At 71.0% G+C, this 11,276-nt stretch carries 10 protein-coding genes; 7 read left to right on the top strand and 3 right to left on the bottom strand.

Going from position 1 to position 11,276, the window contains the following annotated elements:
- Nucleotides 1-13: 13 nt before the first annotated feature.
- Both H293_RS0126125 and H293_RS0126120 read right to left on the bottom strand, forming a co-directional pair.
- Complete coding sequence (locus H293_RS0126125) at nucleotides 14-1,531, bottom strand: RICIN domain-containing protein (protein WP_020120794.1); 1,518 nt, start codon at nucleotides 1,529-1,531, stop codon at nucleotides 14-16.
- Between the two features lie 166 nt (nucleotides 1,532-1,697).
- Nucleotides 1,698-2,612 carry an RNA polymerase sigma factor SigF gene (locus H293_RS0126120; RefSeq protein WP_020120793.1) on the bottom strand — a complete coding sequence of 305 codons (915 nt, stop codon included), beginning with the start codon at nucleotides 2,610-2,612 and terminating at the stop codon, nucleotides 1,698-1,700.
- A 238-nt stretch (nucleotides 2,613-2,850) separates the two neighbouring features.
- Here H293_RS0126120 and H293_RS0126115 point away from each other — a divergent pair, with 238 nt between their 5' ends.
- From H293_RS0126115 to H293_RS0126095, 5 genes are all read left to right on the top strand, one after another.
- A complete protein-coding gene (locus tag H293_RS0126115; RefSeq protein WP_020120792.1) occupies nucleotides 2,851-3,231 on the top strand; it encodes an STAS domain-containing protein in 381 nt (126 codons plus the stop codon).
- A 222-nt stretch (nucleotides 3,232-3,453) separates the two neighbouring features.
- Nucleotides 3,454-3,948 carry an ATP-binding protein gene (locus H293_RS0126110; protein WP_020120791.1) on the top strand — a complete coding sequence of 165 codons (495 nt, stop codon included), beginning with the start codon at nucleotides 3,454-3,456 and terminating at the stop codon, nucleotides 3,946-3,948.
- 169 nt (nucleotides 3,949-4,117) lie between these two features.
- Nucleotides 4,118-4,819, top strand: a complete 702-nt coding sequence (locus H293_RS0126105) for an LPXTG cell wall anchor domain-containing protein (RefSeq protein WP_020120790.1) — start codon at nucleotides 4,118-4,120, stop codon at nucleotides 4,817-4,819.
- Nucleotides 4,820-5,004: 185 nt separating this feature from the next.
- A complete protein-coding gene (locus H293_RS0126100) occupies nucleotides 5,005-6,063 on the top strand; it encodes a hypothetical protein (protein ID WP_199790201.1) in 1,059 nt (352 codons plus the stop codon).
- Between the two features lie 65 nt (nucleotides 6,064-6,128).
- Nucleotides 6,129-7,379, top strand: a complete 1,251-nt coding sequence (locus H293_RS0126095) for a hypothetical protein (protein WP_020120788.1) — start codon at nucleotides 6,129-6,131, stop codon at nucleotides 7,377-7,379.
- Between the two features lie 89 nt (nucleotides 7,380-7,468).
- On the opposite strand, the gene H293_RS0126090 is transcribed toward H293_RS0126095, so the two are convergent.
- Nucleotides 7,469-8,965, bottom strand: a complete 1,497-nt coding sequence (locus H293_RS0126090) for an oligopeptide:H+ symporter (RefSeq protein WP_020120787.1) — start codon at nucleotides 8,963-8,965, stop codon at nucleotides 7,469-7,471.
- 296 nt (nucleotides 8,966-9,261) lie between these two features.
- Here H293_RS0126090 and H293_RS0126085 point away from each other — a divergent pair, with 296 nt between their 5' ends.
- Nucleotides 9,262-9,939 carry a response regulator transcription factor gene (locus H293_RS0126085; protein WP_007382513.1) on the top strand — a complete coding sequence of 226 codons (678 nt, stop codon included), beginning with the start codon at nucleotides 9,262-9,264 and terminating at the stop codon, nucleotides 9,937-9,939.
- A 28-nt stretch (nucleotides 9,940-9,967) separates the two neighbouring features.
- Nucleotides 9,968-11,242, top strand: a complete 1,275-nt coding sequence (locus tag H293_RS0126080) for an ATP-binding protein (RefSeq protein ID WP_020120785.1) — start codon at nucleotides 9,968-9,970, stop codon at nucleotides 11,240-11,242.
- The last annotated feature ends 34 nt before the right edge of the window (nucleotides 11,243-11,276 follow it).

Below are 11,276 nucleotides of genomic sequence, written 5' to 3'. Positions count from 1 at the left end.
CTCTGCCCGGGCCTCAGGAGGCCCCCGCCCGCCACCGCTGCTCCGCACCCCCGGTCAGCGGTTCCAGCGAGACACCGTTCCCGCCCCCGGGCGTCACCCCGGTCGCGATGGCGATCGCCGGGCGGATCACCCCGTCGGGGTCGACCGTGAAGCGCAGGTTGTCGCCGTTGCGGCCCTCGACCGAGTCGCAGGACCAGATGCCGAGGCCCTTGTCGACGTCGCCGCGGCTGTCGAGGCAGAAGTCGGGGTCGGCGTACGACTGGAGGACACCGCGGGCGGAGTCGACGCGCCAGCGCTGGGAGCCCGCCGCGGTGCAGGGGGCCGTGACGACGTCCGTGCCCTCCTCGATGTCACCGGAGACGTCCAGGCAGCGGGCCGTGGAGACGTTGACCACCTGGGCATAGGCGCCGCCCGGCGGGCGGAACGGGGGCGGGCTCGCCTTTCGCGGCGGTGCCGTGCTCCTCGACGGCGACGGCGAGTGCGAGGGCGGCCTGGTGGTGGCGGAGAGGGACGGCGAGGGGGAGGACGAGACCGTCGCCGTCACCGTCACCTGGGGCGGACCCGGCAGCGCGCCGGCGCCCGGAGCGGAGGGCGACGCCGGCGCCCCGGAGGACGAGTCGTCGCCCTGCGCCACCAGGAACACCAGCAGCGGCGCGAGCGCCACCCCCAGCGCCGCGGAGGCCAGCACCAGCCGGCGCGGCCGCGGCCACGTGCCCGACGGCGCCCGCGACATCGCGCGCCGCTCCGCCGCCGGCACATCCGTGCCCCGCTCCGATCCCACGTACGCCGTCCCGCCCCACGGCAGCAGCCCCTCCGCCAGTGCCGCCCGCGGAGTGTCCCGCAGCGCGCACAGCTCCTCGTGGGCCGCCGTGCAGTGCGGGCAGCGGGCCATGTGGGCGTGCAGGTCGGTGCTGACGCGGGGGTTCTCCGGGCGTACGGACTCCTCGATGAGGCGGCCGAAGTCCGCGCAGTGGGGGTCGTCCGAGGCGGCGAGGCGGAGTCTCAGACCCGCCCGGGCCAGGGACTGCAGAGCGCCCTCCGTGCCGTAGACCACGTCCTCGCGGGTGAGGCCCAGGTGCTCGGCGGTGCGGTGCTCCGGCTCGGCCTCCACCAGGCGGTACCAGACGAGGCCCTGGGTGCGGGCGGGCAAAGACTCGAAGGCGGCGAGCAGGGGCGGCACCGGGCCGCCGGGTCCCGCCGTGTTCAGGAGCAGCAGGACGCTCGGGTCCAGGCCCGCCGCCCGGTCGTCCCCGGCCCACGCCGCCGCCGACCGGGCCGTCAGCAGCAGGAGCCGGTGGCGCCAGGGGACGCCGGGGTCGACCCCGCGGGCCGTCTCCCTGGCGGCGAGGGTGAAGGTCTGGGCGGCCAGCTGCCGGGCGGCGGACTCACCGGCCGTGCAGAGGCGGGCGTAGGCGAGCACCGAGGGCTGGTGGCGGGCGCGGAGCTCCAGCAGGGCCGCGTACGCCGTGGCCGTGTCGGCGCGCAGCAGCTCCGTGAGCCGGGCGTCGGACGCCCCGTCGGGGCGAGTCATGCGCAGCCTCCTCCTGACGTACCGGCCAGTCTGTGAGGGACCATAGTGAGGGAAGCGAACCCCTGGGGAAAGGGTTTCTCCCAGTAACCGTGAGGCGTCCGGAACGCACGGTGCCCGGTGTCCCACAGGACACCGGGCACACGCGCAGGTCAGTGGTGCCGACGCGTCACTCCTCGACGGTCAGGCCCTTGCGCAGCCGTACCAGAGTCCGCGACAGCAGCCGCGAGACGTGCATCTGCGAGATCCCGAGCTCCTCGCCGATCTCCGACTGGGTCATGCCCGCGACGAAGCGCAGCGAGAGGATCTGGCGGTCCCGGGAGGGGAGTTCGGCGATCAGCGGCTTCAGGGACTCGACGTACTCGATGCCCTCGAGTCCGTGGTCCTCGTAACCGATGCGGTCGGCCAGGGCGCCCTCGGAGTCGTCCTCCTCAGGCTGGGCGTCCAGCGAGGAGGCGGTGTAGGCGTTGGACGCCGCCATGCCCTCGACGACCTCCTCCTTGGACAGCCCGAGGCGGTCGGCGAGCTCGGCCACGGTGGGGGCGCGGTCGAGCTTCTGGGCCAGTTCGTCACCGGCCTTGGCCAGGTCGAGCCGGAGCTCCTGGAGACGGCGCGGCACCCGCACCGACCAGGACGTGTCGCGGAAGAAGCGTTTGATCTCGCCCACGATGGTTGGCATCGCGAAGGTGGGGAACTCCACACCCCTGCTGAGTTCGAAGCGGTCGATCGCCTTGATCAGGCCGATGGTGCCGACCTGGATGATGTCCTCCATCGGCTCACTTCGGGAGCGGAACCGGGAGGCGGCGAACTTGACCAGGGCGAGGTTCAGTTCGACGAGCGTGTTGCGGACGTACGAGTACTCGTACGTGCCCTCCTCCAGCGACTCCAGCCGCGCGAAGAGGGTCTTGGAAAGGGCACGCGCGTCCACGGCCCCGACCTCTTCGAAGGGCGGGATGTCCGGAAGCCCGGCGAGCACGTCGCCTTCGCTGTCCTGCTCGATGGGATCCAGATGTTCCGGGGGGGATGCCGACGTCGCCTGATGGGTATGCGAGGCGTCGAGCCGGGGTGACATGATGTCCTCCATCGTTCTCGGCATATGGCTGCCGAAGCCAGTTCGTGCACTGCGGTGTGCGGCGCCTCCAAAGCCGGCCGTGTCGAGTTCGTGTCTCTACTAGCCCTACCCGGTTTCCGGACACGATCGCAAGTGTGATCTGTGCGGTTATGTCCGTTTGTGAGTGATTGTTCGGGTGTCGGAGGGTGTGGAGAAGGCGTAGTGTTCGAGGGCGTCATCAGCAGCCACGACGTCGGGAGAGAGAGACGGCATGGACCGCGGGACGGTCGGCAGCGCACAGTCTGGCCGGCTTCTGGTTGAGGTGCGGCAAGAGGGCTCCAGCGCCGTCGTGACTCCAGCAGGTGAGTTGGATCACCACACGGCCGATTTGTTGCGTGAGCCACTCGAGGAGTGCCTCGCCAAGGGGAAGAGCCGGCTTGTCGTCGACTGCACACGGCTGGAGTTCTGTGACTCCACCGGACTGAATGTGCTGCTGGGGGCTCGGCTGAAGGCCGAGGCGGCGGGGGGTGGCGTACATCTTGCGGGCATGCTGCCGGTCGTGGCACGCGTCTTCGAGATCACTGGGGCCGACGCGGTCTTCACCGTGCACGACACGCTGGAGGAGGCCCTGGCCGACGAGTCCGGCGGCTGAGACGGCGGGTCGGGTGGCGGCCGTGGCCCCGCTCGTGTCTCGTTCGTCTCGTCCGACTGGTGTCCATCGGGTGTCACACCCCTCGTGGCGGACATACGTCACGAATGGAGGGGTGTTCTACCGGTCCGGTCGGGCAGGAGACATCCGTACTGACTGTTCGGTGAGCGACCATGCAGTGACGTTTTGAATCGTGAACCGGTGAATCGGTGAGGTGAAGCGCTGATGAGCACCACCCGGCCCTACTCGCCGGGCGACCGTGACCCGGAGCCCGGCGTGGAGCCTGGCGGCGAAGCCGAGGTGTCGACGGCACGGCAGGCCCGTCGACTGAGCTTCGAGGGGGAGAGCGGGGTCGTCCCGCTCGCGCGCGACTTCACCCGGCAGGCGTTGTACGCGTGGGGGTGGTTGCCGGCGGCGTCCGCGGACCGGCGGGCCGTGGCGGAGGACGTGTTGCTGGTCGTCTCCGAGCTGGTGACGAACGCGTGTCTCCATGCGGACGGCCCGGACCAGTTGTGGATCTCCTGCGACAACAAGGTGATCCGTGTCGAGGTCTCGGACCGCGGGACCGGGCAGCCGGCACCGCGCACCCCGCACCGGGCCGGGCGGCCCGGCGGCCACGGCATGTTCATCGTGCAGCGGCTCTGCCTGGACTGGGGAGTCGTCAGAGCTCCCGGACTGACGGGCAAGACCGTGTGGGCGGAGCTCGGCGCACCCGCCTAGCATCCGTCCCCGCTCTCCTGTGTGCCCCGGTGCCCCGCGGGTGTTCCCCGGGGCTTCCCCGTGTGTCCCCACAGTTCCGACACTTACTTTCTCTTCCTTCCTCCGGTGCCCCGGCGTACCTTGACGGCCGATCTGATGTGCCGTCAGGAACGAGTTAGGGAGCGGAACCGTGTCTCACCCGAAACGAACCGCCGCGCTCGCGTCCGTCGCGGCTCTGGCCGGCTCGGCGGTGCTGATGGCCGCCCCCGCTGCCCGTGCCGAGGTCGTGAACGTCAACTACCAGTGCAAGACGCCGATCGGGGACAAGAGCGCCGTCTCGCCCATCGACATCAAGGGCGTCAAGAGCGGCAGCGGATACAGGATGACCATGTCGTGGCAGAAGGGCGTCTCGTCCAGCCCGGTCGATCTCGGCAAGGGCGCGATGAACCCGAGCGCCACCATCAAGCTGGGCGGCGCGGACAGCGGGACGATGAGCGTGACGGGCCCCGCCAACCAGGCGGTGGTGCCGGCCAACACCCCCATCAAGATCAATGACCTGACCGGGACGTACACCCCGAAGAAGTCCGGCAAGGTCACCTTCACGGCGGGTGTGCTCACCATCAAGGCGCTCGGTACGACCACCACCTGCACGCCGACCAACAGCCCCGGCGCCTCGCTGACCCTGGACGTCACCGCCGCCTCGGGCTCCTCCTCCGGCGGCGCTCGGAGCGACGGCGGCAGCGGCAGCGATTCGGCCGACGCTCTCCCGCAGACCGGGCCTGAGGACTCGGCGATCGCCCTCGGCACGCTCGGCGGCACGGTGCTGCTCGCGGGCGCCGCGGGCACGCTGTGGCTGACCCGGCGCAACCAGGCGGCCCGCGTCCGCCGCTGAGCGGCCCGGTTCGCTCTCGTACGACCGCTGGAGCCGCCCATGCCGCCCATGCCGCCCGTGCCGTCCCCCGGACGGTCGGCGCGTCCTGTGGCGCGGTGGCGATCCGCGCCCGAATCCCCCTGTTCGCGAGCCGAGTTGACGGGAGCGACGACGTGAGCCCGAGCGGCAAGGTGCGGTGGGCGGCGATGGTGGCGGTGCTCGCGCTGCTGCTCGGACCCCTGGCGGGGACGGCGGCCGCGGCGGACGGGCCGAGCGTGCAGCTGTCCAAGTCCCAGGCAGGGACCGGCGGTTCGATCACCGTGAGCGGCAGCGGGTGGCGTGCGCGGGCGTTGCTGATGATCCTGGTCTGCGGACAGGCGGTGCCCTCGCGCGGGGTGCCGGGCGGCACCAACTCCTGTGCCAACGCGGACGGCCGGGCCGTCACGACGGACTCGAAGGGGCGCTTCAGCAAGAAGCTGCCCGTCGCCGAGCCGCCGGTGCCCTGTCCCTGTGTGGTGCACGTGGCCACGGTGACCGGGGCGAAGGCGGAGGCCGACGCGATCTTCCAGGTGGCCGGGCACGCCGTGGAACCGCTGCCCGCCGAGACGGACGGCGGGCGGCTCTCCGTCCTCACCGACACCCGGCTCGACGGCTCCGGGGGCCTGCTGACCTGGTTCGGGGCGCCCCCCGCCCGCACCCTTGTCTTCACCGTCGGAAACCTCGGCACCTCCGCCGTCAAGAACCCGGTCTTCCAAGTGGGCACCGCGCACGGTGTGTTCGCCCCGCAGTGGGAGGACCAGCAGTGGCGCGGCACGATCCGGCCCGGCGGGAAGGCGCGGATCGAACTGCCCGTCGAGCTCACGGGCGGCGCGCACGGCGCGTACACGGTGTCGCTGAAGTACGGCGGCAAGGTCCTGGCCGAGCAGCCCTGGGGGGTGGGACGGCCCTGGGGCGTGACCCTGTTCTGGGTGCTGGTCTGCCTGGTCGTACCGGCGGCACTGTTCCGTATCGGCATGGCGGTGGTGGACCGGGTACGGCCACGACCCGCCGGAGGCCTCCGGCACCGCGGACTGCGGCTGCCCGAACTCGCCCTGCGCCTGCCGGGTTTCAAGCCCTCCACGGCCGCGCACGCGGCCCCCGCGACCTCCACCCTGCCGTGGTTCACCCCGGACGCCGATCCGGGCGCGGCCGGTGGCCGGCTCTCCGCACCGCACGACGACAGCCCGACGAGTCCCACGACTCCCACCAGAGAGGGTTCCACGTGAGCAAGCGAAGGAGAGTCCCACCGGCCGGCGGGCCGAGAAGAGCGGGCGCGGCCGGTGCGGCGCTGGTGCTGGCCGGGGCGGGCGTGGTGCTCGGCCTCGCCGCCGGGCCCGCCCAGGCCGCGGAGGTGTCGTTCGCCACCCGGTGCGTGCCGCCCGCCGGCGTCGGCCTCGACCCCGTCAACGGCACCACCAAGGTCGAGATCACCGCGCCGGCCACCGCGAAGGTCGGCGACGAGGTCGACGTGGTGTGGAAGTTCACCCAGGCCGCTTCCAAGAACCCGAACATCATCGATCTGCCGGCGAACTCGGTCCAGCCGACCGGCACGCTGAAGGCGTCCGGCGCGCAGAGCACCGACCTCGCGATGACCGGTCCGCGCGAGAACCCGGCCATCCCGAAGGGCGGCGCCATGGTGCTGTCCGACATGAAGGGCACGCTGAAGCTGACGGCGGCCGGGAAGGTGACGCTGACGCCGGGCGCGTACACGGTGAACGCGATGGGGACGAACACGGTGTGCACGCCGACGGAGACGGTGCCGGCGGCGGGGACGATCGACGTGGCCGCGGGGGACGGCACGGAGACACCGACGCCGACACCGACGGACACCGCCACTCCCACGTCGAGCCCCACCCCGACCCCGACCGACACGGCCACGGCGACCCCGAGCGCCACGTCCTCCGACGGCGGCCAGACCGACTTCACCGGCAAGGCGGTCGACATCCCCTACACCTGTCAGTCGCCCCTCGGTGAGAAGAAGGCCACTTCCTCGATCCAGATCAACGCCAAGAAGGACGGCGGCGGTTACGGGGTGACCGTGCAGTTCAAGAACTCCCCGATGGACAGCCCCGCCGACATCCCCGCGGACTCGGTCAAGCCCTCCATGGAGGTGGTTCTGGGCGGCGCCGACACGGGCTCGGTCCATGTAGAGGGTCCCACCAACTCCGCGGCCATCAAGTCGGGCGACCCGATAGAGATCCCGGACATGACGGGCACGTACAAGCCGGGCGCGACGGGTGAGTCGACGCTGTCGCCGGGTGTCCTGACGATCAACGCCCTGGGTACGACCACGACCTGCACGCCGGACAGGACGGCGGTCTCCCTGACCCTGACCACCGAGGAGCAGGAGGGCGGGGCGTCGGGCGGCTCGTCCGGCTCCGGCGGGACGAGCGGCACGGGTGGTACGTCGACCAGCGGCGGCCTGGCGGCGACGGGCGCGGACGACCACGCGGCCCTGAAGGCGCTGGGCCTGGTGGCGGGGACCGCGGTGCTGCTGGGCGGCGCGATCTTCACGTTCATGCCCGGGCGCAGGAGGCTCTGAGAGGCGCGGGAACCGCGCACGGTGCAGAAACCGGCGGGCGTCGGGACCCACCAGGATCCCGACGCCCCGCCGTCTCAGCGGAGGGCGGCTCAGCGCACGCTGCCCATGAGCTCCTTGACCCGGCTGCGGTACATCCACACCGCGACACCGGCGAGCACGGCGAGCGCGGCCTCCAGAGCCACCACGCCGGTCTTGTTGAGGTCGACCCCGGCGATGGACAGCAGTCCGGTCGTGGCGTCGCCCGCGGTCACCGCGAGGAACCAGACGCCCATCATCTGCGAGGCGTACTTCGCGGGAGCCATCTTCGTGGTCACCGAGAGGCCCACCGGGGAGAGCAGCAGCTCACCCACGGTCTGCAGGAAGTAGATCGCGACCAGCCACATCGCCGCGGCCTTGTGGCCACCGTCCGCGATGGCCAGCGGCGCGAGGAACAGGAAGAAGGACGCACCGACGAGCACCAGGCCCGAGGCGAACTTCACGGCCGTGCTCGGCTCCTTGCCGCGCCGGTTCAGCGCCAGCCAGAACCAGGCGAAGACCGGGGCCAGCGCCATGATGAGGACGGGGTTGACCGACTGGTACCAGGAGACCGGGAACGTCCAGCCGAGGACGCTGTTCTCGGCGGAGGAGTCGGCGAAGATCGACAGGGTCGAGCCGCCCTGGTCGTAGATCATCCAGAACACGGCCGCGGCCACGAAGAACCAGATGTACGCCGACATCGACTTCTGTTCGGTGCGGTCCAGGTCCTTGTCGCGCTTGATGTTGGCCAGGACCATCACCGGGATGATCACGCCGAGCAGGGTCAGCGGAACCAGGATCCAGTTCAGCGTGTAGTGGCCGGAGAAGCCGACGATCGCGTAGAAGACGACGGCGATGCCGGCCCAGATCGCGGCCTTGCGCAGGGTGGAGGCCTTCTCCGTGGCGGACAGCGGCGTCGGGACGACGCTGGAGCGGTCGGCCAGGTGGCGGCTGCCGATCAGGAACTGGGCCAGACCCAGGGCCATGCCGACCGCGGCGAGGGCGAAGCCCAGGTGCCAGCTGACGTTCTCGCCGATGGTGCCGATGACCAGGGGCGCGGCGAAGGCGCCGAGGTTGATGCCCATGTAGAAGACGGTGAAGCCGCCGTCGCGGCGGGGGTCGTCCGGGCCCTCGTAGAGGTGGCCGACCATCGTGGAGATGTTGGCCTTCAGCAGGCCGGAACCGATCGCGACCAGGCCGAGGCCGGCGTAGAAGGTGCCCGAGGAGGGCAGCGCCAGCGTGAGGTGGCCGAGCATGATCACCGCGCCGGCGACGGCGACGGTCTTGCGGGGGCCCCAGACGCGGTCGCCGAACCAGCCGCCCGGCATCGCGAGCAGGTAGACCAGCGACACGTACACGGAGTAGATCGCGGTCGCGGTCGCGGCGCTCAGGTGCAGGCCGCCGGGGGCGACGAGGTACAGCGGGAGCAGAGCCCTCATGCCGTAGTAGGAGAACCTCTCCCACATCTCGGTCATGAAGAGTGTGGCCAGTCCGCGGGGGTGGCCGAAGAAGGTCTTGTCGGAACCGGGGGTGCCCGGAGTCACCGAGTCCTTCGTCAGGCTGGACGCCATGGTCGTTCCTTGCTGGTGGGGATTACCGCACACAAAAGAAACCTTCAGCGACGGATGCGCGCCAAAGGTCCCCACGATGCGACAGGCATTGATTCACCATACGACAGGATACGGACGGAAATGGAAGGACTTGAGAGCTGAATCACAGGTGACCGAGGAACCGTACACCCAGTTTCTAAGGTCCTTACAGGATTGGCACCGCACAGTCACAGGTTCACACCGGATCCTCGAAAGGTAAGAACCATGGGGTTGTGATCACACCCCAGCATCTGTCAGAGGCGGTCTACCATCAGCTCATGACCCGTGTACTGCTCGCCGAGGACGATGCGTCCATTTCGGAGCCGCTGGCCCGCGCCCTGCGCCGGGAAGGGTACGAGGTCGAGGTGCGTGAGGACGGCCCCACCGCACTCGACGCCGGAATGCAGGGCGGCATCGACCTGGTCGTCCTCGACCTGGGTCTGCCCGGCATGGACGGCCTCGAGGTGGCCCGCCGACTGCGCGCCGAGGGCCACGCCGTACCGATCCTCATCCTGACCGCGCGCGCCGACGAGGTGGACACCGTCGTCGGGCTCGACGCGGGCGCCGACGACTACGTCACCAAGCCCTTCCGGCTCGCCGAGCTGCTCGCCCGGGTCCGGGCCCTGCTGCGGCGCGGGGCGGCCGAGCCGGCGCAGCCGCCGGCCACCCACGGGGTGCGGATCGACGTCGAGTCGCACCGGGCGTGGATGGGCGACGAGGAACTCCAGCTCACGGCGAAGGAGTTCGACCTGCTGCGGGTGCTGGTGCGGGACGCCGGACGCGTGGTGACGCGGGACCAGTTGATGCGCGAGGTCTGGGACACCACGTGGTGGTCGTCGACCAAGACGCTCGACATGCACATCTCGTGGCTCCGCAAGAAGCTCGGGGACGACGCGGCCAACCCGCGGTACATCGCGACGGTACGGGGAGTGGGCTTCCGCTTCGAGAAGAGCTGAACCCCGTCCGCCTGGCAGGTAAGAGGACATGCGCCGTCGACTGATCCAGTCCACGCTCGCCGTGGTGCTCGTGGTGATCGCCGTCTTCGGCGTCTCCCTCGTCATCGTCGAGACCCGCACCATCAGCAACAGTGCCCAGGAGCGGGTCGACTCCGAGGCGATCCGGCTGGCCGGGATCGTGGACAGCCGGCTGTTCGCCGCGGAGGACGTGAACGCGGAGATCCTGCGCGAGCAGGTCGCGCAGGAACGGTACGCCGTGATCCGGATCCCCGGGAAGGACCCGATCGAGGTCGGCTCCAAGCCGTCGGGGCAGGTCATCAGCTCCACGGAGCGGGGCGAGGAGGGCGAGACGGTCACCGTGCAGGAGCCGCGCTCCTCGGTGACCAGGGAGGTCGGCCGTACGCTCCTGATCATCGGCCTGGTGGCGCTGCTCGCGGTGATCGCCGCGGTGCTGCTGGCGATCCGCCAGGCCAACAAGCTGGCCTCGCCGCTGACCGACCTCGCCGAGACCGCGGAACGTCTCGGCTCGGGCGACCCGCGGCCCCGGCACAAACGGTACGGCGTCCCCGAGCTGGACCGGGTCGCCGACGTCCTGGACTCCTCCGCCGAGCGCATCGCGCGCATGCTGACGGCGGAACGGCGCCTGGCCGCCGACGCCTCCCATCAGCTCCGTACACCCCTGACCGCCCTGTCCATGCGCCTGGAGGAGATCACCCTCACCGACGACCCGGACACGGTGAAGGAGGAGGCGAACGTCGCGCTGACCCAGGTGGAGCGGCTGACGGACGTGGTCGAGCGGCTGCTGACGAACTCCCGTGACCCCCGGGCCGGCAACGCGGTCACCTTCGACCTCGACGAGGTCATCCAGCAGCAGCTCGCCGAGTGGCGGCCCGCGTACCGCAGTGCCGGCCGGGCGATCGTGAGCTCGGGCAAACGCCATCTCACGGCTGTCGGCACGCCGGGTGCGGTGGCCCAGGTGCTGGCCGCGCTGATCGAGAACTCCCTCATGCACGGCGGCGGCACGGTGGCCCTGCGCACCCGCGTCACCGGCAACCAGGCCGTCATCGAGGTCACCGACGAGGGCCCCGGCGTCCCCGCCGACCTCGGCGCGCGCATCTTCGAGCGCACGATCAGCGGCCGCAACTCCACGGGCATCGGCCTCGCGGTGGCCCGGGACCTGGCGGAGGCCGACGGCGGCCGCCTGGAAATGCTCCAGGCCCAGCCCCCGGTCTTCGGCCTGTTCCTCTCCCGCACCCCGCTGAAGTCGTCGGTGCTGGACGAGGACGAGCCGACGGTGCGGTGAGCTGCGCGGCTTGAGCGGCGCCGGTCCCGTGGGG

The sequence above is a fragment of the Streptomyces canus 299MFChir4.1 genome (assembly GCF_000383615.1).
Classification (GTDB): domain Bacteria; phylum Actinomycetota; class Actinomycetes; order Streptomycetales; family Streptomycetaceae; genus Streptomyces; species Streptomyces canus_C.
The sequence above is the reverse complement of the archived record's forward strand: the minus strand, read 5'-3'. Positions and strand labels throughout refer to the sequence as shown.